Source organism: Stenotrophomonas sp. DR822 (genome assembly GCF_019793815.1).
GTDB classification, from domain to species: domain Bacteria; phylum Pseudomonadota; class Gammaproteobacteria; order Xanthomonadales; family Xanthomonadaceae; genus Stenotrophomonas; species Stenotrophomonas indicatrix.
In genome coordinates, this window is sequence record NZ_CP081826.1 from 3,223,592 (window position 1) to 3,243,129 (window position 19,538).

The window sequence follows — 19,538 nt, forward strand, 5'->3', positions numbered from 1 at the left end:
GTAGATAGTGGGAAGCGCGCATGCCCAGCATCCCCTCGGCGTTCGCGGCTTTCCGCGCCCGGTGGCCCCATCTGGCCGGGCGCAGCGCTGGCGTGGCGGGGACGCTGGACAGGACAATGTTGCAGAGCCTGCGCCGCAGACGACAGTGGAACCGGGCCGCGCCGCCGTGAAGCCCGCTGCCAGATGACCACTGCGCGGGCAGCAACCGGGCAAAACGTATCCACCAGGAGTCCGTGATGAGTGCCGACGCCATCCGAAACCGCCGTGCCGCCTTCAGGGCGCTTCATGCCTCCGGTTGCTTCCTGCTGCCCAATCCATGGGACGTGGGCAGTGCCGTGGCGCTGGCGCGATTGGGTGCCCAGGCACTGGCCACCACCAGTTCCGGCCATGCCTGGGCCCACGGGCAGCCTGACGGGGCGATGGGTCGCAGCGAGATCCTCGCTCATCTGCAGGCGATGGTGGCGGCGACCGATCTACCGGTGAACGCCGACTTCGAAGATGGTTTTGGCCGCAGCCCGGAGGCGGTGCACGAGAGCGTGTCGATGGCGATCGCTACCGGTGTGGCTGGCCTGTCGATCGAGGATTCCAGCGGCGATGCGGACCATCCGCTGCGCAGCATCGAAGACAGCGTGGCCCGGCTGCAGGCCGCGCGCCGTGCCATTGATGAAAGCGCGCACGACGTGATGCTGGTGGGGCGCGCGGAGAACTTCTTCGTCGGGCGACCCGATCTGGACGATACATTGGCCCGCATCCGCGCCTATGCGCAGGCGGGTGCCGACTGTCTGTACGCGCCAGGCATCCGGACCGCAGAGCAGATCCGCGCCGTGGTGGAGGCCGCCCGTGGCAAGCCGGTCAACCTGCTGATCGGTGCGCCCGGCGTGATGACGCTGCAGCAGGCCGCCAGTCTGGGCGTGCGCCGGGTCAGTGTCGGCGGTGCGTTGGCCCGCAGCGCGTGGTCGGGCTTTCTCGACGCCTCCCGGCAGATGCTTGCCAGTGGATCATTCGATGCGCTGCCGGCCACCCCGTCCGGTGCCGAGCTCAACGGGTTGTTCAAGCCGTAGGTGCGTGCAGGCTAGTGCGGCGTCGTCGGCGGGGTGGCCGTCCTGCCGAGCGCTTCGCGCACCGCGCGCTGCAGGCCCTGCACATGGAACGGTTTGGCCAGGAAGGGCGCGCGCCGATGCCGGACCGGCACCAGCTGGTCGTATACCGCTGAAGCGAAAAGGTAGGGGATGCCCAGTTCGAGCAGCCGATCGGCCACAGGGAATACCACGCCATCACGAAGTTCCACGTCCAGCACGGCGCCGTCGAAGTGGCCACTGTCGAGCATGCCCAATGCCTCGAAGACGCTGTTGGCGTGGGCGATTTCGTTGCCTTCGTCGGTCAGGGCCTGTTCCATCAGATCAGCCAGATCGAGCTGGTCTTCCACAAGGAGCAGGCGGGGTAGCGGTGCGGGTCGTTCGTTGTTGCTCTGCATGGTGTGTTGTCGTGCGAATGCTGCGTTGGTCCGGCAAGCATCCGCTTACCGGCATCAAGGCCGTGGCAGCCCGGTGTGGCTGTGATGTGCACAACAGCGACTGCGGCGCGCAACAGCATTCCACCGATGGTGCTGGTGCTGGCTGCAATCGTAGTTACCATTGGTAACTAGTGAACAGCAGAGCCCCATCATGCATAGCCATATTGTCGTGGCACATCCTGAACCGGCCTCGCTCACCCACGCGGTCGCTGCGAGGATCGGTGAGGCCATCGTCAACGCCGATGCCGGCAATACGGTCACCTCGGTGGATCTGATGGCCGAAGGCTTCGATCCACGTTTCAACGCCCAGGACCACGGATTCTTCCGCAGGACCACAACGCTACCGGCCGATGTCGCCGCCGAGCACGCTCGGCTGGATGCGGCCGACACGCTCGTGCTGGTCTACCCGCTCTACTGGTGGTCGTTCCCGGCGCTGCTGAAGGGATGGATCGACCGCGTCTTCACCCAGGGCTGGGCCTATGACGAAGGTGCCGATGGCAAGGTGGAAAAGAAGCTGCAGGGGCTGCAGGTGCATCTGGTCGGGCTGGGCGGCGCGGGCCAGCAGATGATCGACCGGCGTGGCTATGGCGCGGCGATGAAGACCCAGATCGACGAGGGTATCTTCGACTACTGCGGAGCGCCGGTATTGTCATCCACGCTGCTGCTGGACGCCGACAGCGGCATGGCCGAAGCGCATCTGCAGACGGCAGTGGACATCGGACGTAAGATCGGAACCCCCGCGCCCTGACGATCTCCCTTGCCTTCCAGACCTGCCGCGCCCGAGCCCCGTCGCCGCCTGACCCGTGAACAGCGCGCCCGCCAGCTGCTGGACGTGGCGTGGGCGCTGGTTGGCGAAGAGGGCACCGATGCGCTGACCCTGGCCCGCCTGGCGGAGGCGGCCGGTGTGACCAAGCCGCTGGCCTACGACCACTTCGAAACCCGCAACGGCCTGCTGGCCGCGCTGTATGCCGACTATGACCACAAGCAGACCGTGGTCTTCGATGAGCGCATCGGCAGTGCGAAGGCCCGGTTGAAGGATCGCGCGCATGCCATCGCCTCGGGCTACATCGATTGTGTGCTGTCGCAGGGCAGCGAGATCCAGGACATTCTCGCCGCGCTGGCCGGATCACCGGAACTGCGTGCGGTACGCCGTTGCTATCAGCAGGATTTCATCGACAAGTGCGCGCAGTGGCTGGGCCCGTTCGCAGTAGGCGAGGCCGTGCCGGCTACCGGGCTGTGGGCCATTCTCGGTGCCGCCGAAACCCTGTCTGAAGCGGTTGCGGCCGGCGCGGTGGAACACACGGCTGCCGAGGCCGAGCTGGAGCGCGTGATCGTCGCCATCGTCAAGCGTGGCAGCTGAATCGTGTGGGCGAAGCGGCCTAGAGTTGCTCGACGCTGACTGATGGCAGTGGCACGTCACGCGGCAGGTCCGGCAACAGCTGTCGCAGCAGCTCCGGCATTGCCTGCATGGCGGCACCATCGATGTAGCGCCACTGCGTACCGCCGACCTGCCGGATGGCGACCATGAAGGTGAGGCTTTTCACTGTCTGTGCGTCGGTGGTGAATACCGTGGTCCGCGGCACGAAGCAGACTTCTTCGTCGCCGGCAGCGTAGGTGCCGGTCGGTTCGCCGACATCATCGCTGATGAGCTTCAGGCCCATGTCGTCGAGTGCCTTCATCGCATCGCGCGTGGCCTTCGCATACGCCGCGTCGCCGCCGGCAAAACGCTTCACGCTCGGATGCGTGCGCTCGATCATGGCATCGGTATCGCCACGCGCGAAGGTGGAGAGCAGAGAACGCACATCCTGCTGCAGCGCCTCGGTCTCGGCAGGGCTGAGTTCGCCGGCATGGGTGATTGCAGCGGCGAACATGCAGGACAGCGCAAGCATCCAGCACAACAGGCGTCGATCCATCGGTGGGGGTACTCCTTCGGGCGCTGGACTATAGAGCGCATTGCCCGTGGTGTCTGCCCAGCCTGCCGGTCACGCGCGTTGGGCGTCGGCCATTCCGGCGCTGGCGAAGCCTGCATCAAGCTGCGCGCGGACCTGATCATCGCGCGACGCGCGGGAATCAGCGCCCAGCACCACGGTGATCAGGCGCAGTGGCAGGGCGTGCCCAGCGCACCTGCGACGGGCGGTGGCTGCCAGGCAGAAGCCGGCCGCCTGGGTGTAACCGGTCTTCAATCCATCCACGCCGTCTTCGCCCAGCAGGGCGTTCTGGTTGGCCTTGTGCAGGGTGCGGTGCACGAAGCTGTGCTGTGCGGTGATCGCCAGCAGATGGGGGTGGCGGGCGAGCAGGTGCGCGGCCAGCATCGCCATGTCGCGTGTGGTCGACAGATGGCCCGCAGTGGTGATGCCGGACGCGGAGATGAAGTGCGTATCGTGCAGGCCCAGCGCTCGCGCGTGATCGTTCATGTGCTGCACGAACGCCGCCTGCGATCCGGCCAGGTGACGGGCCAGGGCGAGCGCGGCATCGTTGCCGGAGACCACCATCAGGCCCTCCAGCAGCCGGCCGAGGACGATGCTTTCACCGGGCACCAGGCCCATCCGTGTTTCATCGTCGGCCACCTCGTGCACGTCGCGCGGATCGATGGTGATCATGTCCGACCACGAACCGCCCGACTGCGCGAGCAGGTCGTACGCGGTGCAGGCGGTCATCAGCTTGGTCAGCGAGGCCGGTGGTCGTCGCAGATCCGCGTGCTGCTGCTGCAGGATGTCGAGCGAGACAGCATCGATCGTGATCGATGACACGGGCGGGCGAGGGGCGTGCGATGAAGACATGGTCGCGCAAGCGTAGCTGGAAGTACGCATGCCGTGGGCATTGCCTGCACATCCTGCGAATACCCGCCACGCGATCCTGTGGAAATGGATTCCGACATCCGCATCGATGGCCGCGTGTTCGCCTACGTCTTTCCCTGTGCCTGGGAGGACTACGCGAAGATCGGCTTCTCGCGCGATCCGCTGGGCCGGATCAGTGCGCTGCATCGGCGCTGGTTCGAGTTCTTCGATCTGGAAGCAGGCGCGCTGGTCGAGGCGGAATCAGAGCGGGATGCGCGTGACCTGGAACTGCAGTTGCGCCGGCCCTTCAAGCTGCATCGTGCACCGGCACCGATGACGGTGCAGGACAAGGCCGGTGGGCACACCGAATGGGTGCGCGGGGCCAACGCTGCATTGGCCCAAGCTGTGCAAGCGCTGGCGCAGCAGGGCTATCACACCTATCCGCTGCGGCTGTGGCTGCGGGCTGCGATGGTCCAGCGCCTGGACCGGCTGCATGACTGGGCTGCAGTGCAGGTGCCGGAAGAGGAAAGCCTGCGTTCGCCCGTCGGCGTGGCCGCACTGCGCGCCGCCATCGATGCGTATCGCGCGCTCGCTATCGATCCGCATCCGTGGTTGCCCGAGCACCTGCAGCGCGGGTGGTGACACTGCCCGGGGCGGCCGGGGGGTTGCCCGGACGGGGTGCCCGGCGTGCATCGGGCGCTGCGGGAACGGGACTGGCCAGGCGCTGGGCCAGGGCAACGTTGGTCACATGACCCTGCAGGAACAACAGACCGCTGAAGATGTTCATGATCGTGTCTCCACTTGAGTGGAATGCACGATACGGGCAGCATGGCGGTGCAAAAAGCGACATTTCCGCAAGGTCGACTTGAGAGGAATTCAAAGCTTATGTCCCGCCCGCCGCTACATGCCCTGCAGGGCTTCGTCGCTGCCGCACGCCTGGGCAACCTGTCCCGCGCCGCCGCGTCGATGAACCTGACGGTCAGTGCGCTCAGCCATCAGATGCGCCAGCTCGAGGAACGCCTGGGCCAGCCGCTGCTGATACGGCAGGCACGCGGTGTGGCCTTGACCCTGGAAGGGCAGCGCCTGCTGGATCAGATCGGCCCACACCTGGATGCGATCAACGAAGCCTTCCAGCCCTACGCCGCTCGACCGGAGCATGTGCTCACCCTCAGCGCCGTGCCGTCGATGGCCAGCGCCTGGCTGGTGCCACGCCTGGGCAACTTCGTGGCGGCGCATCCGCAGATCGAAATCAATCTGCAGTCGAGCGAGCGGCTGATCGACTTCGACCGGCAGCTGCAGTTCGATGCAGCGCTGCGGCTGGGCAGCGGACAATGGCCGGGGCTGGTGGTGGAACCGTTGTTCGACGAATGGCTGCTGCCCATGGCCAGCCCGGCACTGATCGAGCGCATGGGCGGCATCGGCCACCTACCGTTGGCACAGTGGCCGCTGCTGGGAGACCCCGACGGCGCGTGGGGCGCATGGTTCGCGCTGACCGGGCAGCGCCCGCCGGCGCGGTACGTGGCGGTGCTGGATGATTCCGAAGCCCACCATCGCGCCGCACTGGACGGCGTCGGTGTTGCCCTGGGACGGGTGACGCGGGCGCGGCTGCTGCTGGATTCCGGCCAGTTGGTTGCGTTGTCGGACCGGCGCCTGAAAACCGCATGGCCGCATTGGCTGGTGTATCCGCAGCGCTCGGTGCGGCACCGTGGTTTCCTGGCCTTCCGCGAATGGTTGCACGCCCAGGCGGCCGAGCATGTGCGGCACATGCAGGCCGCAGACGCGGGGTAGTGTCACCCGGGCAGGCGCGACGCCATGAAGTGAGCGTCACCGCAACAGCGTGACTGCCTGCCCGGCACGCGCGAAGGCCTCGCCCAGCAGCGGCCCGGCCTTGATCGCCTGCACTTCCGCGAACAGCGCCTGCAACGCCGCTGCGGGCCGTACGATGGGCGCGGCAACCGCTTGCTGGATGACGGTGAAGCGATCGGCCAGCACGCGATGGCCGCGATGTGCCTGCGCCCAGGCCAGCAGGGGCTGGCGTACGCCGGCCGCTGCATCCAGCCGCTGCTGGCCGAACAGGGTGATGGCCGCGGCCGAGGTGTCGGCACGTTCAATCGTCGCGTGCCGCAGCTCACGGCTGAGGAACAGATCGTAGGCGGCGCCGCGTCCCACCGCGATGCGCAGCCCGTTGCGATCAAGGTCTGCAACCCGTTGTGCTGGACTGTCATCGCGCACCAGATAGGTGCCTTCGATCTCCACGTACGGCGCGCTGAAGGCAATGCGGTCGGCACGTGCCGGGTCCACCGCCAGGAAGGCCAGATCCCATGCATCGTCGCTGGCCGCTGCAACCACCGATGCGGCCGCGTCGTGGCAACTGAAGCGTGCCTGCACACCCAGCCGCTGTGCCAGCGCGGTGGCCAGCTCCACCGACGGCCCACGTGGTGAATTGGCGTCGCCCTGGGCCAGCACCGGGTTGCCCAGGTTGATGGCAACGCGCAGGAAGCCCAACGGGGCCAGGGCATGACGGTGATCGGCCAGGGACATGGGCGCTTCCAGTACGGTGGCAGGCTGTCCAGCATGCCAGTCGGGGCCGTATCGTGCCGTGCACAGGGCGGCGATGCTGCCTTTCATCCACCTGCACGCCGAGCACCATCACCATGAATCCCATTCTGCATGTTGAAGTTCCGGTCGCCGATCTCGAACGCGCCGTGATGTTCTACGAGCACTGGCTGCAGGTGCGCATCGAAGCGCCGATCGACCTGCATGACTGTCGGATGGCCTACCTGTCGTTCAACGACGACGCCGCAGGTGCCAGCATGGCGCTGGTACACGGCGCCGACTACGTGCCGTCGGAGCAGGGCCCGCGCATCTACCTGGGCGTGGACGATCTGGATCGGAGCCTGCAGCGTGCCCTGCAGGCCGGCGCGGTGCTGTGCTTTGGCCCGGCCGTGGCCGGTGGCTGGCGGGTGGCCGAGATCCGCGACAGCGAGGGCAACCGGATTGCCTTGCAGGCACCCGTCAACCCATAGCGGCAAGGACGGCAGCCGAACATGGCGCGGCGCTACACGGACGTGGCCCGTGATCGCTGCAGCCAATCGGCGATGGCCGGATCCAACCGCGGATCGTCGGGGAGGCGCATGCCGAAGCCCCGCTGCAGCACCTCGCGCACATCCTGCACATCACGCAGCGGGCGCTTGGCCGGCGCCTGGCCCGGGCGGTATTCGGTGTAGTTGCCGCTGCCGATGGTGCGTCGCCAATCCGGCCCGGTCAGTGATGCACGCAGCTGGCCGGGAAAGCTCGACTGCGGATGCGTGCACACGTACCAGTTGCCTACCTCGTTGTCGATCGGCGCCGGTGGCTGCAGGTCGAAGCGGTACAGCGCCCGCCAGTCATCCCCCGCCTCGGCGGCGAGCATGAAGTCGCCATCATCCAGCGTCCGCACTCGGTAACGCTCGTGCGGTGTGTCCTGCACTGCGGTCTCGTGCAGGCGCAGCGGTACGGTCGGGGTCAGGCTGCCGAAGCCGGTATCGACCAGCCAATCCTCTTCCTGCAGACGCACCCGCAGGAGCAGATGCGTACGCGCAGTCAGCTCGCCATCGGTGGCCGACAGCAGCACCCGTGCGCTCAGTGGCTGCGCATCGAAGCCCAAGGCCTGCAGCAGGGCCAGGAACGCGCCATTGAGTTCAAAGCAGTAACCGCCGCGCTGCGCGTGCAGCAGCTTGTGCTGGACGCTGTCCAGGTCGATCGCCACCGCGTCGCGCAGCAGGCTGGTCAGGGTCTCGAACGGCAGCAGGGCGTTGTGGCGCTGCTGCAGCAGGGTCAGCCCGGCCAGGGTGAGCGGGGGCGGGGCATCCAGCTGCAGGCGCTGCAGGTAGCGGGGGACGTCGATGGGCATGGCAGGCATCACGGGCAGGGGCCTCCACTGTGATACCGCAACCGGGGTTGAGGTCAAGCGCATCCCGCCGGTGTCATCCCCCGGTCGTCTGCGGCCGGTACAACAGCGACAACTGCCCGCCGCTCGTGGCAGGAATCAATCCGGGGCTAAAGTTCTGCTGCAACCAGTCGATACAGGTGCGTCCTTCCGCCTGGAGTCTGTCATGCCGGCCGTCGTTCCCCACCTTCGGTCCCTGCGTAGCCGCGTTGCCGGGTTGCGTTCGCGTTTCCCTGGCCTGCTGCGCTGGTTGCAGCCCCATCGGCTGAGCGTCGCCGACAAGCTCAAGGCGACCCTGCTGGTCTGCAGCCTTGGCCTGGTGGCCATTGCCGCCGTCCATGCCTGGACCAGCCATGCGAGCAAGCAGGCGGCGCGCGATCAGGCCAGCTACCAGCAGGGCAGTGACCGCGTCGCTTCGCTGGCAGCGCGGGTGGCCGAGGCCCGGCGCCTGCAGACCCAGTATGCGCGAAGTTTCGACGATGCCGACCGCAGCCAGTTGCTGGCCACGCAACGGATGTTGAAGCAGGATCTGCAGGCGTTGCGTGCAATGCCGATGGATGCGGGTCGGCGCAAGGTGCTGCAGGCGATGACTGAAGCCGTCGACGCATTCTCACAGGGCATCGCCGCGTTGTTCGAGCGGGTGGATGAGATGGGACGCGGCGACGCAGGCCTGGCCGCGCAGCTGCAGCAGTCCGCCGACGCACTGCAGTCACAGGTGGACGCGCTGGAGCGCCCTGCGCTTTCCCTGCATGTGCAGCGGATGCGGCGCCAGGAAGCGCTGCTGCTGCTCGATGGCGATTCCACCCACGCCGATCGTGCCAGCGAAGAAAAGCTGCCCTTCGATCTGGCATTGGCGGGCCTGCCAGCCGAGGTGCAAGAGCACGTGCGCACGGGCATGGAGGCCTACCAGGCCGCGCTGCTGGGCTATACCGCCGCGCGTGTCGGCCTGGATGTGGAAGCACAGTCGCTGCTCGAGACGGCGGCAGCCGTGGGCCCGGCACTGGCCGCATTCCAGCAGGCACAGACTGCGGCACTGGCCCAGGCGCAGCTTCGTCAGCAGTCGGGCGCACGGATGGCCAGCGTGCTGTTCGTGGCCACCCTGCTGCTGGTGGCCGGTGTGCTGATCACCAGCCTGGTGCTGGTCGTCCGCGCGGTGCGTCGGCCGATCCAGGACACCCTGCGTTTCGCTGGCGATATCGCCGATGATCGGCTCGACACCACGCTGCGCGTGCACAACGCCAACGATGAGATCGGCCAGCTTGCGCAGTGCCTGGTCGACATGCAGCAACGCCTGCGTGCGCGGATCGAAACCGAGCGCGCGGTTGCGCGCGGCAACACGCGCGTGCGGCAAGCGCTGGACAGCGCGCAGACCGGCTTGATGGTGGTCGACGCGGAAGGGCAGGTGGCCTACGCCAATCCAGCGCTGCTGAAGCTGCTGGATCGTCCTGCAGAGTCGTTGCTTGGCAGCGACGCGGTCCGCCTGCACCCGGTACTGGCGGGGCTGATTGGTGTCCGTCAGCGCGAAGAGCGCGAGATCGGCCACGCCGGCACCCGCTACCAGCTGATCGCCAACGCCATCGTCGAGGACGACCACTTCCTCGGCGTGGCAGTGGAATGGCGCAGCCGCGCGCTGGAGACACTGCTGGAAACCGAAGTGGCGGCACTGGTCGACGCGGCGGCGCATGGCGAGCTGCAGGGACGCATCGTGCTTGAGGGCAAGCAGGGCTTCGTGCGCACGCTGTCGACCAGCATCAATCGCCTGCTGTCCACCTTCGAGGCCAACCTCGGTGATCTGCAGGCGCTGCTGGCCGCACTGGCACGCGGCGACCTGAGCGTGCGCCTGGAGGGCGACCTGCAGGGCGTGTTCGCCCGCATGCGTGACGATGCCAACGCCACTGTCGCGCAGCTGGGCCACATCGTCACCCGCATCCAGCAGGCCACCGTCCGCCTGGATGTGGGGGTGGGTGAAATCGTTGCCGGCCATCACGATCTTTCCCAGCGCACGGAACAGCAGGCCGCCAACCTGGAAGAAACCGCTGCATCGATGCATGAACTGACCGATACCGTCGGCCGCAACGCCGATGCGACGGAGCGCGCCGATGGACTGGTACGTGAGGCCGCCCGGGTTGCCGAGCGCGGCGGCACTGCGGTCGGCCAGGTGGTGGCCACCATGCAGGGCATCAGTGCGGCGTCGCGGCGCATCGGTGACATCATCCAGCTGATCGATGGCATCGCCTTCCAGACCAATATCCTGGCCCTCAACGCGGCAGTGGAGGCCGCGCGTGCAGGCGAGCAGGGCCGAAGTTTCGCGGTGGTGGCGGCCGAAGTGCGCTTGCTGGCCCAGCGCAGTGCCGATGCGGCCAAGCAGATCAAGGGTTTGATCGAGGATTCGATGACGCGGGTCGACCAGGGCAGTGCGCAGGCCAAGCAGGCGGGTACGACGATGGACGAGATCGTCAGCAGCGTGCAGCAGTTGGCCGGCCTGCTGGCCGGTATCCGCAGTGCCTCGCACGAACAGCATGCGGGCATTGCCCAGGTAAACCAGACCGTCGTACAGATGGAGGCCAGCACGCAGCGCAATGCGAGCCTGGTGGAAGAAGCCGGCGCGTCGACTGCGCAGATGCAGACCCAGGTGCGCGCGCTGGCCGAAGCGGTGGCCGCGTTCCGGCTGCAGCCCGAGCGCCGGGCACGGGCTGCAGCGTGATGGCCTGATCGCCTTCGCCGGGCGTGGCCCGGCGCTACCGTTGAAACCCATGAAGGGTAGCGCCGGGCCATGCCCGGCGAACGGATTCAATACACGTCGCGCCGGTAGCGCCCATTCTCCAGCAGCAGCTCCACCCTTTCATCGCCCAGTGCCTCGCGCAGCACCTGGTCCACGCCGTCGGCCATGCCGTGCAGCGATCCACACACATGGATCACTGCACCTCGTGCCAACCACGCCTGCAGTTCATCGGTCGCAGCCCGCAGTCGGTGCTGTACGTAGCTGCCATCGTCCACATCACGCGAATAGGCCTGATCCAAGCGCAGCAGATGCCCGTCAGCCTGCCACCGGATGATCTCGTCGGCGAACAGGAAATCGTGCGCGCGCTGACGCTCGCCGAACAGCAGCCAGTGGCCGTGCTCGCCCTGGTGCGCGGCTTCGCGCAGCAGGCTGCGCAGGCCGGCGATGCCCGTGCCGTTGCCGATCAGCACCATCGGCGCACCCGGCTGCCGATGGAAGCCGGGGTTGCGATGCACGCGGGCGGCTATCGCACCGTCCATCGGCGCATGCAGGCCCAGCCAGCCCGAGCCCAGGCCGGCGCGGCCCGCTGCGTCGCGGACCAGCCGCACCACCAGCTCCACTTCGCCATCGGCGGCGCATGAGGCGATGGAGTACTCACGCCCAGGCAGTGACGGCAGGCCCGACAACCACAGGCCTGCATCCTGCACCGGCAACGCACGGCCGGGTTCGGGCAGCACGCGTTCGCTGGCCAGTTCCAGCAGGGTCTTGGCAACGCCATCGATCAGCTGTGGCTGTTGGGGATCCAGGCCATGCGCGCGCAGTACCGCGCTTGCGTGCATCGGGTCGTGGCGGGGCGCGATGTGCAGGATGTCGCCGGCCCGCCAGTCGACATCGGCCGGTGGTGCCAGGCGGATCTTCCAGATCTGGCCGCCGACGCTGCCGGGGTTGAGCAGGGTGCGGCCGAGCAGGCGCCAGTCGTGCATCACCGTGGCGGCCGGCAACACGCTGTCGTCGGTGTCGATGCCAGTGAGTCCGGTCAGCTGCAGCTGCCATTGGCGCAGCGCCTTTACCGAAGCGGCATCAACGTCGATGCGGGCGAACAAGGCTTTCGCGCCCGAGCGCGTCAACCAGTCGTCGATCTGGATGCCGAACCCGCAGAACTGCGCGTACTGGTGATCACCCAGCGCGAGCATGCCGTAGCGCAGCCCGGAAAGATCCGGAAGCTGTGCCAGCAACTGGCGCGCGCTGCGCCGTGCGTTGTCCGGTGGTTCGCCATCACCGAAGGTGCTGAGCACGAACAGCGCTTGTGTGGAGGCCTGCAGCTGCGTGGCAGCTACGCGCGCAAGCGGCAGTACCTGCACTCCATGGCCGGCGGCCTGCAGCTGTGCCGCCGCACGCCAGGCCAACTGTTCGGCCAGGCCGCTCTGGCTGGCATGCACCACCAGCCACGGCGTGCCCGCGGCATGGGGTGCTGCTGCCGGCACGCTCTGCCGCAGCACGCGGGCGGCACGCTGGCCGCGGCGGCGGTCCAGGTACAACAGCCAGCCGGTAACGAAGAACAGGCACATGCCCAGGCTGCTGAGCATCACCACGATGCGCCCGGGCATGCCGAAGAAGCTGCCCGAGTGCAGGGCGAACATGCTGGTGGTGAGCTGGCCGCCGGCACCCTGGCGCGCGTAGGGGCGCGCGTCGAGGACCGCGCCGGTGGCCGGGTCGAGCTGCAGCAGGTCATGTGCGCGGTCGTGATGGCCGCCCCGTTGTGCGGGATCCGCCGACATCACCCGTACGTTGAGCTCTTGACCGGGCTTCTCCGGCAGGCGCAGGTCGATGAAGCCTTGGCGCACTCCGGGCAGTGCGTACAGCGTGGCTTCGACCTTGTGCAGATCCAGGGGCAGATCCGTGGCGACCTTGTGCTTGGCTGGGGGCGCGACACCCAGCAGCTGGGTCAGCCCGTTGCGATACCAGTCGAACGACCACCACAACCCGGTCAGTGCGCTCATCAGGTAGATCAGCAGCACCCAGGTGCCGATCACCGAATGCAGGCTCCACAGGAAGCCCCGGCCCTTGCGCGCCCATTCCACCGCCAGCCAGCTGCGCCAGTGCCACCAGCGGCGTGGCCAGCGCAGGTACAGCCCGGACAGGGTGAAGAACAACAGCGCGATGGCACAGCTGCCGGTGATCCACGAGCCGCGTTCGCCGGCGACCATGTGGCGGTGCAGGTCCTCGACGAAATCGAAGAAGGCCTGTCCGCGCAGCGCGCTGAAGCGCTCGCCGCTGTAGGGGTCGAAATAGACCCAGTGGTCCTTGCCGCCGGCAAAGCGTGCCACCGATGGCCGCTGGCCGCTGGCATCCACCCGCAGGCGCTGCAGCGGCCGCTCGCTGCCTGCCTGCAGCAACGGCACCAGCTCGCTCAGGGCGAGCGGCTGCTGGTTGTCGGCATGATGCTCGGCGATCTCGGCGAAGCCGGGATTGGCGGCGCGCAGCAGTTCATCCTCGAACGACAGGACTGCACCACTCAGGCCCATCACGGCCAGGATGGCGCCCGCGCTGATGCCCAGCAGCCAGTGCAGTTGGAACAGGACGTTCTTGAACATCGGGATCGAGGGCCGTCGAGGCTGCCGCCCGCATCCTGCGCAACAGCAAATGAGAATTAATCTCGTAATTCTCCGGGTCGCAGGCCGCTGCGGTCAAGGAGGGCTTGCCGGCAGGGCTGCGCCCTGCACCCGCCGTAGTGCCGGCCGCTGGCCGGCAACCTCAATAGCAACATCAACATCAACAGCAACAGCCGAAGCTGGTTTCCTGAGGGTAGGCGGGGTGGGTCCGGTTGCGGGGGACGCTGCAAGTACGTCCATGTAAGCTCGGTCGCCGCATCCATGCGGCTCACGCCCCCGCAACCGGACCCACCCCGCCTTCGACAGATTTCCGCGATCTGTCGGGAAGGCATGGCCTGCTCTTGGTGGGTGTCGACCTTGGTCGACAGGTAGATCCACGCCGTGCGTGGATGTTCTTCGTTCAATTGTCGAAATATTCGATTCGATGGAAATCCATCCACGCATGGCGTGGATCTACCACATACCGGGAACCTGTCGAAGGCGGGGCGGTGTCGGATTGCGGGGCATCCGCGCCATGGATGGCGCGGCTGAGCCTACAGGGACGTACTTGCGGCGTCCCCGCAGTCCGACACCGCCCCGCCATCCCACGCAATGCCGCTTTGGCCGTTGCTTCGGCTGTTGCTGTTGCTGTTGCCTGAAAGCATCTGCAGGTGCAGGGCGCAGCCCTGCCGGCCTACTTCGCCCAGCCTTCGATTTCGCCGTGCGCGAACGGTCCGAGCTTGGCCTTCACCATCCGTCCCTGCGCGTCGAACAGCACGCTGTAGGGCAGCAGGCCCTGCGCGTTGCCCAACTGCACGCTGGCATCGCGTGGGCCGGGGGTATCGAGCACGATGGGATAGTCCACCGGCACCCGCTTCAGGAAATCGCGCACGCCGTCCGGCGTATCCAGTGCCAGGCCCAACACCTGCACGCCGTGTGCGCCCTGGCCCTCGGCAAAGCGGGCCAGTTCGGGCATCTCTTCCACGCAGGGGCCGCACCAGCTGGCCCACACATTGACCAGCAATGGGTGGCCCTTGAAGCGTTCGCGGATATCCAGCGCGTGACCTTCAGCATCGGCAAGCACCAGCGCCGGCAGCGGATCACCGGGCCGCAGCATCGGCAGCGCCGGCGGCGATACCGCAACAGGCGCTGCAGCTTCCGTCGCCGGCTCCGGCGCCAGCCGGTTGCCGGCCCATAGGCCAAGACCGGCAGCCAGCACTGCTGTCCACAGCAGCCCTGGCCGTTGCCACTTCATCGCGCGGTGCGCAGCAGCGCTTCTTCCACCAGCGCCTGCGTCAGCAGGGTCGGCAGCACCGTCGGCGGGGCGCCGGGGCCGTACACCACGTACAGCGGCACGCCCACGGCCTTGTGCTCATCCAGGAACGCGGTGATCTGCGGGTCGACATTGGTGTAGTCGCCACGCATGTACACCGCGTTGGTGCGCTTGAGCAGTTCCTTGAACTCCGGGCGCGACAGCACCGCGCGTTCGTTGGCCTTGCAGCTCACGCACCAGTCGGCGGTCATGTTGACGAACACCACGCGGTTGTCGGCGCGCAGGCGGTCCAGCATCTGCGGCGAATAATCCACCACGTTCTCGCTGCTCGCCTGCGCGGCACGCGCCGGCGGTGCCAGCTGGGTCACGCCCCATACCGGTACCAGCGCGGCGATCACCAGCAGCACGCCCAGCAGCCCGGCCGCGCGCTGGCTGCGCCAGCGGCTGCGCTCGAACAGCCACAGGCCACCGGTAAGCAGCAGCAGGCCACCCAGCGCCAGCGCCATGCCATCCACGCCGCGCTGCTTGCCCAGCACCCACAGCAGCCACAACGCGGCGGCGTACATCGGGAAGGCCAGCACGTGCTTGAGGGTTTCCATCCACGGCCCCGGCTTGGGCAGGCGACGGGCCAGCGCCGGCACGAAGCCGATCAGCAGGAACGGCAGGGCCAGGCCCAGGCCGAGGAACAGGAACACCAGCATCGCCGCTACCGGCGGTGCAACGAAGGCATAGGCCACCGCCGGGCCGAAGAACGGCCCCACGCACGCACTGCCGACCACGCAGGCCAGCACGCCGGTGAAGAAATCGCCGGCCGGGCCACTGCGTCGCGCCAGCGACTGGCCGAAGTTGCCGATGCCGCCGCCCATGGTGAACACGCCGGACAGGCTCAGGCCCACCGCGAACATGATGTAGGCCAACGCCGCGACCACGCCGGGATGCTGCAGCTGGAAACCGATGCCGACCGCATTGCCAAGCATGCGCAGGCCGACCATCAATGCGCCGATCACCGCAAAGGCAACCAGCACGCCCAGCGTGTACCACATGGCATGGCTGCGGGCGCGCTCGGCGCTTTCACCGCTCTGCGCCAGGCTCAGCACTTTCAGCGACAGGATCGGCAGCACGCAGGGCATCAGGTTCAGCACCAGGCCACCGCCCAGTGCCAGCAGCAGTACCCACAGCAGCGAGCTGTCGGTCTTCGGTACGCGGCTCGGAGCCTTGGTACGCAGTGCATTGTCCTGCTGCGCGTCGGCGGCGAAGGCATCGCGCGAGCCGCTGCTGGCGTCGGCAGTACCGGCGTTGGCCGGCGCGTCGTTGGGCACGGTGGGAAGCAGGCGCAGCGGTGTACCGTTTGCACCCTCGCGGGTGCCGGCAGCGGGCGAACCCGGCTGCGAGCGGATCACGTCGTCGCGTGCGGCAGGTGCATCGCCGCTGGCGCTGGCCTTGCCGGCGGGGATCGACAGCTTCACCCGGCGCGTCATCGGCGGGTAGCAGATGCCATCGGTCTGGCAACCCTGGAAGGTCACCACCAGCGTGCTGTCGACCGCTTCGGCGCGGCTGCGGCGCAGCGGCACCGGCACTTCCACCTGGTTGAAATAGACCGCCACGTCACCGAAGTGCTCGTCGCGATGCGACTGCGCCGCCGGCCAGCGCGGCTTGTCGGCCAGCACCCCGGCGCTGCCTTCCAGCTTCAGCGAGGTGCGGTCGCGATACAGGTAATAGCCTGGTGCCGGGCTGAAGCGCAGCAGCAGGGTATTGCCATCGCTGGCGATGGCATCGAAGCCGAACGCCTGTTCCGAGGGCAGCGGCAATGCCTGGCTGTTGCTGGTGCCCGGCAACCGCAGGCCACCGCCACCGCCGGCGCCCGCCAGTGGGTTGTTGAACGCACTGGCGCCGGTGGCGCGTGCGATCGGCAGCGTGGCCGCCGCACCGCCTGCACCAGGCAGGGTCACCTGCACCACGCGCTTCTGCGGCGGGTAGCACACACCGGCATCGGCGCAGCCCTGGTAACGCACTTCCAGGCTGATGGTGCCGGCGGCATCGGTGGGCGCGCCGGGCAGGGTGGCCTGCAGGCGCTCGCGGTAGGTCTCCACCTCACCGAAAAAATCGTCGTGGTGCTTCTTGCCTGCGGGCATCTGCAGCGCGGCGGCGTTGAACGCCGGATCGGCCTTCACCGTGGTGCGGTGGCGATACAGGTAATAGCCGGGGGCGATCTTGAACTGCAGTTGGATCTGGCCACGCTCAGGCGCGCTGGCGGTCAGCGCGAACGCCTGGTCCACCGGCAGCAGATCCTTCTCATCCAGCGCGAAGGCCGGCAATGAAAGCCACAACAGAGCGCACAAGGCGGCGCCACGCGCAAACAGAGTCTTCAATCAGTGTCCTCCCGGGTCTGTGCCCGGATCCAGTCCAGATACGCCGGCAGGCCGGCCCGGGTTTCGACCGCGATGCACTCCGGGAGTTCATACGGATGCAGTTCGACGATCCGGGCGATGGCTTCATCGACACGGCTTGCGGTGGTCTTCACCAGCAGCTGCAGCTCGGTGTCGGTGGTGACCTCACCCTGCCAGCGGTAGGTCGACTGTGCGCCGTCCAGGCGGGTCACGCAGGCAGCCAGGTGCTCGGCGACCAGCGCGTGCGCGATGCGCTCGGCACTGGCCCGGTCCGGGCAGGTGGTCAACAGCAGCAGGACGGGATCGACGGTCGACATGACCGTCGAGTATAGAGCCGTCGCCGGGGCAGGGCCCGGCGACGGCAGTGGACCGCAGCGTTGCGCGGTCAGTTGGCCAGCTGGCAGGTGGCCGGCTTGGCCGAGGTGAACAGGCCCGGGGTGGCCCACTCGGGGTGGTCGATGAACGGGTTGCGGTTGCCCTGGAACGAGTAGATCACGTCATTACGTGCCTGCTCGGCGGCATCCGGCGGATCGGACAGGTGCCAGTCGATCAGGGTCGACAGCAGGCCCATGTAGGCCGGCGAGCTGCTGGTCTTGACGATCTTGCTGCGGTCGTCGGTCAGTTCCAGGTCCGGTTCGGACTGGCCGGTGGCCGCATCCTTGCCACCTTCATAGCGGATGGCCATGTACATCACCGCCCGTGCCATGTCGCCCTTGCGATGGCCCCACACCTCGAAGGTTCCGGCGTTGCCATCCGGTGTGCGTACCCAGTTCGAATTGCCCGGGTAACCACCGCTGCCACCGCCGTGGCCGTTGTTGGCTTCGGTGGCACGCTCGCCGCAGTTGGCATCGCACTTGCCGAACGGCTTGTTGCCGCGGTCGGCATTCCACTGTGCGTCGGTCAGGTACAGCATGTGGGTATCGGTGTAGGGCGCGTACGGCAGGCCCTTGTCGCCGGTGGTGCTGGCAAAGCCCAGCGAGTTCGGCCAGGTGTGCTCGCGGTTGTACTTCAGGCCGCTGCCACTGCCTGCACGGTCGGTCACCTTGGCGAAGCTGTGGTTGCGGTAGGCATCGAGGATCCGGCCGCTGTTGTTCGGATCTTCGTCGGCGATCTCCAGGATGGTCCAGGTGCTGGTGCCCGAGCCACTGTACGGGTACGCGGTGTGGCCCTTGATGGTGGCGTGCAGCGAGCAGCGCAGCTGGCTGGGGCTGCTGGTGTTGACCTTCGAGTAGTAACCGGCCGGTCCGCCGGGATTGCCCGGGTCCGGATTGCCGGTGGTGGTGGCCACGGTGAAGGCGATGCGGCTGTCGGTCGCCGGGCGGGCACCCTGCGCATCGGTGATGCGTGCGGCACGGATGTCGAAGCGGCAGGCTTCACCGGCGACCAGCGCGGTGTTGGTCGACAGCTTCACGCTCTTGCCGCTGGCCGGCCAGGTCAGCGGCACGCTGCCCGAAGTGCCGCAGGTCAGTGCGAAGGCGCCGCTGGCGAGGTTGACCGTCTCGCTGAACACCACTTCCAGGTCGGCGGCGGCAGGGAAGGTGCTGCTGCCCTGTGCGGGCGTGGTGGTGGACACCGACGGCGGCGTGTTCGGTCCCGGGGTGCCGCCGCCGCTGAAGGTCTGGTTGTTGTTGCAGCTGCCGAAGGTCTGCCTGGCCGATTCGGCCCAGGTGAAGTGCGCGTACTGGCTGCCGCTGCCGGTCAGCTGCAGCGAGGTGCCCGCTGCGGTGCTGTTGGTTTCGGCAACCGGAATGTTCTGGCTGGTCATGCCGGCGGCGGGGCCACCGGAAGCGGTGATCGCGCCCTCGTAGCTGAGGAACTGGACCACCTTGCCGCTGGCGTCGACCAGGGCGATGCCGTCGTTGGCACCGTTCTGCAGGCCGTTGCTGGGGTAGGTGACCACCGCCAGGGTGGCGCTGCCGCAGCTGGCCGCGGTTCCGGCCGGCACCGCGTTGTTGGCGTAGACCGTGGCGGCCGACGGGTTGCTGCCGTTGTAGAGGTACAGGCGGTAGCCGGACAGGTCCTCGCCGGCGGTGGCGACCACTTCGATGGCTTCGCCGACGTCACCGGCAGCGGTGCTGTCGTCGTAGTGCAGTTCGTTGATGAAGACCTCGGCCTGGGCCGGCGCTGCAGCCAGGGCCAGCAGGCAGGCGGCGGCGAGCGGGGACAGCAATCGCATCGACTACTCCTTGTGATTGGGAATGCCGGGCCACCCTAAAGCCGATCCGGTGACACTTTGTCGTAAATGAACGCCAGATATCTGACAGTGCGACGGCGGTCACCAAATGGTGGCCAATTCCCCCTTGGCTTGCCGCGACGCATCCCTATAAAGGCGTCCGCGCAGGGATGG

At 67.6% G+C, this 19,538-nt stretch carries 17 protein-coding genes; 7 read left to right on the forward strand and 10 right to left on the reverse strand.

Annotated features, from left to right (window positions below; genetic code table 11):
• Positions 1–233: 233 nt before the first annotated feature.
• The gene (locus tag K5K93_RS14770) at positions 234–1,061 is read left to right on the forward strand and encodes an isocitrate lyase/phosphoenolpyruvate mutase family protein (protein ID WP_222388279.1); all 828 of its coding nucleotides are present in this window, start codon (positions 234–236) and stop codon (positions 1,059–1,061) included.
• An 11-nt stretch (positions 1,062–1,072) separates the two neighbouring features.
• Here K5K93_RS14770 and K5K93_RS14775 read toward each other — a convergent pair whose 3' ends face one another.
• Positions 1,073–1,474 carry a response regulator gene (locus K5K93_RS14775; protein ID WP_222388280.1) on the reverse strand — a complete coding sequence of 134 codons (402 nt, stop codon included), beginning with the start codon at positions 1,472–1,474 and terminating at the stop codon, positions 1,073–1,075.
• A gap of 190 nt (positions 1,475–1,664) precedes the next feature.
• Between K5K93_RS14775 and K5K93_RS14780 the strand changes: the two genes are divergently transcribed.
• Both K5K93_RS14780 and K5K93_RS14785 read left to right on the forward strand, forming a co-directional pair.
• On the forward strand, positions 1,665–2,261 hold the full coding sequence (locus K5K93_RS14780; protein WP_222388281.1) for an NAD(P)H-dependent oxidoreductase: 597 nt from the start codon (positions 1,665–1,667) through the stop codon (positions 2,259–2,261).
• 9 nt (positions 2,262–2,270) lie between these two features.
• On the forward strand, positions 2,271–2,873 hold the full coding sequence (locus K5K93_RS14785; RefSeq protein ID WP_229655636.1) for a TetR/AcrR family transcriptional regulator: 603 nt from the start codon (positions 2,271–2,273) through the stop codon (positions 2,871–2,873).
• Positions 2,874–2,892: 19 nt separating this feature from the next.
• Here K5K93_RS14785 and K5K93_RS14790 read toward each other — a convergent pair whose 3' ends face one another.
• The gene (locus K5K93_RS14790; protein ID WP_222388282.1) at positions 2,893–3,426 is read right to left on the reverse strand and encodes a hypothetical protein; all 534 of its coding nucleotides are present in this window, start codon (positions 3,424–3,426) and stop codon (positions 2,893–2,895) included.
• Positions 3,427–3,495: 69 nt separating this feature from the next.
• The gene (locus K5K93_RS14795; protein WP_222388283.1) at positions 3,496–4,293 is read right to left on the reverse strand and encodes a serine hydrolase; all 798 of its coding nucleotides are present in this window, start codon (positions 4,291–4,293) and stop codon (positions 3,496–3,498) included.
• Positions 4,294–4,377: 84 nt separating this feature from the next.
• Between K5K93_RS14795 and K5K93_RS14800 the strand changes: the two genes are divergently transcribed.
• The gene (locus tag K5K93_RS14800) at positions 4,378–4,932 is read left to right on the forward strand and encodes a GIY-YIG nuclease family protein (RefSeq protein WP_222388284.1); all 555 of its coding nucleotides are present in this window, start codon (positions 4,378–4,380) and stop codon (positions 4,930–4,932) included.
• Between the two features lie 243 nt (positions 4,933–5,175).
• Entirely contained in the window at positions 5,176–6,078 is a 903-nt protein-coding gene (locus K5K93_RS14805; protein ID WP_032976453.1) for a LysR substrate-binding domain-containing protein, read from the forward strand.
• Between the two features lie 36 nt (positions 6,079–6,114).
• Here K5K93_RS14805 and K5K93_RS14810 read toward each other — a convergent pair whose 3' ends face one another.
• Positions 6,115–6,831, reverse strand: coding sequence for a transporter substrate-binding domain-containing protein (locus tag K5K93_RS14810; RefSeq protein ID WP_222388285.1), 717 nt, complete (start codon positions 6,829–6,831; stop codon positions 6,115–6,117).
• Between the two features lie 113 nt (positions 6,832–6,944).
• Between K5K93_RS14810 and K5K93_RS14815 the strand changes: the two genes are divergently transcribed.
• A complete protein-coding gene (locus K5K93_RS14815) occupies positions 6,945–7,316 on the forward strand; it encodes a VOC family protein (protein ID WP_099785578.1) in 372 nt (123 codons plus the stop codon).
• Positions 7,317–7,348: 32 nt separating this feature from the next.
• On the opposite strand, the gene K5K93_RS14820 is transcribed toward K5K93_RS14815, so the two are convergent.
• Positions 7,349–8,182, reverse strand: a complete 834-nt coding sequence (locus K5K93_RS14820) for an arylamine N-acetyltransferase (RefSeq protein WP_222388286.1) — start codon at positions 8,180–8,182, stop codon at positions 7,349–7,351.
• 202 nt (positions 8,183–8,384) lie between these two features.
• Between K5K93_RS14820 and K5K93_RS14825 the strand changes: the two genes are divergently transcribed.
• Complete coding sequence (locus K5K93_RS14825; RefSeq protein ID WP_222388287.1) at positions 8,385–10,922, forward strand: methyl-accepting chemotaxis protein; 2,538 nt, start codon at positions 8,385–8,387, stop codon at positions 10,920–10,922.
• An 86-nt stretch (positions 10,923–11,008) separates the two neighbouring features.
• Here K5K93_RS14825 and K5K93_RS14830 read toward each other — a convergent pair whose 3' ends face one another.
• The 5 genes from K5K93_RS14830 to K5K93_RS14850 all read right to left on the reverse strand — a co-directional run bounded on the left by K5K93_RS14830 (position 11,009) and on the right by K5K93_RS14850 (position 19,367).
• A complete protein-coding gene (locus tag K5K93_RS14830) occupies positions 11,009–13,534 on the reverse strand; it encodes a sulfite reductase flavoprotein subunit alpha (RefSeq protein WP_222388288.1) in 2,526 nt (841 codons plus the stop codon).
• 691 nt (positions 13,535–14,225) lie between these two features.
• On the reverse strand, positions 14,226–14,786 hold the full coding sequence (locus tag K5K93_RS14835; RefSeq protein ID WP_222388289.1) for a TlpA disulfide reductase family protein: 561 nt from the start codon (positions 14,784–14,786) through the stop codon (positions 14,226–14,228).
• Complete coding sequence (locus K5K93_RS14840) at positions 14,783–17,173, reverse strand: protein-disulfide reductase DsbD domain-containing protein (protein ID WP_093818134.1); 2,391 nt, start codon at positions 17,171–17,173, stop codon at positions 14,783–14,785. The genes K5K93_RS14835 and K5K93_RS14840 overlap by 4 nt, the downstream gene beginning before the upstream one ends.
• On the reverse strand, positions 17,170–17,508 hold the full coding sequence (cutA, locus tag K5K93_RS14845) for a divalent-cation tolerance protein CutA (RefSeq protein ID WP_032976461.1): 339 nt from the start codon (positions 17,506–17,508) through the stop codon (positions 17,170–17,172). The genes K5K93_RS14840 and cutA overlap by 4 nt, the downstream gene beginning before the upstream one ends.
• Before the next feature lie 68 nt (positions 17,509–17,576).
• Positions 17,577–19,367 (reverse strand): endonuclease, encoded by a 1,791-nt coding sequence (locus K5K93_RS14850; RefSeq protein WP_059065293.1) that lies wholly within the window; start codon positions 19,365–19,367, stop codon positions 17,577–17,579.
• Positions 19,368–19,538 lie beyond the last annotated feature (171 nt).

What these genes read in the sequence shown, in the direction of transcription:
- K5K93_RS14800 (WP_222388284.1), top strand. Translation starts at nt 4,378, where the DNA reads ATGGATTCCGACATCCGCATCGATGGCCGCGTGTTCGCCTACGTCTTT.
- K5K93_RS14775 (WP_222388280.1), bottom strand. Translation starts at nt 1,474, where the DNA reads ATGCAGAGCAACAACGAACGACCCGCACCGCTACCCCGCCTGCTCCTT.
- K5K93_RS14820 (WP_222388286.1), bottom strand. Translation starts at nt 8,182, where the DNA reads ATGCCCATCGACGTCCCCCGCTACCTGCAGCGCCTGCAGCTGGATGCC.
- K5K93_RS14815 (WP_099785578.1), top strand. Translation starts at nt 6,945, where the DNA reads ATGAATCCCATTCTGCATGTTGAAGTTCCGGTCGCCGATCTCGAACGC.
- K5K93_RS14805 (WP_032976453.1), top strand. Translation starts at nt 5,176, where the DNA reads ATGTCCCGCCCGCCGCTACATGCCCTGCAGGGCTTCGTCGCTGCCGCA.
- K5K93_RS14790 (WP_222388282.1), bottom strand. Translation starts at nt 3,426, where the DNA reads ATGGATCGACGCCTGTTGTGCTGGATGCTTGCGCTGTCCTGCATGTTC.
- K5K93_RS14830 (WP_222388288.1), bottom strand. Translation starts at nt 13,534, where the DNA reads ATGTTCAAGAACGTCCTGTTCCAACTGCACTGGCTGCTGGGCATCAGC.
- K5K93_RS14795 (WP_222388283.1), bottom strand. Translation starts at nt 4,293, where the DNA reads ATGTCTTCATCGCACGCCCCTCGCCCGCCCGTGTCATCGATCACGATC.
- K5K93_RS14835 (WP_222388289.1), bottom strand. Translation starts at nt 14,786, where the DNA reads ATGAAGTGGCAACGGCCAGGGCTGCTGTGGACAGCAGTGCTGGCTGCC.
- K5K93_RS14780 (WP_222388281.1), top strand. Translation starts at nt 1,665, where the DNA reads ATGCATAGCCATATTGTCGTGGCACATCCTGAACCGGCCTCGCTCACC.
- K5K93_RS14850 (WP_059065293.1), bottom strand. Translation starts at nt 19,367, where the DNA reads ATGCGATTGCTGTCCCCGCTCGCCGCCGCCTGCCTGCTGGCCCTGGCT.
- K5K93_RS14810 (WP_222388285.1), bottom strand. Translation starts at nt 6,831, where the DNA reads ATGTCCCTGGCCGATCACCGTCATGCCCTGGCCCCGTTGGGCTTCCTG.
- K5K93_RS14825 (WP_222388287.1), top strand. Translation starts at nt 8,385, where the DNA reads ATGCCGGCCGTCGTTCCCCACCTTCGGTCCCTGCGTAGCCGCGTTGCC.
- cutA (WP_032976461.1), bottom strand. Translation starts at nt 17,508, where the DNA reads ATGTCGACCGTCGATCCCGTCCTGCTGCTGTTGACCACCTGCCCGGAC.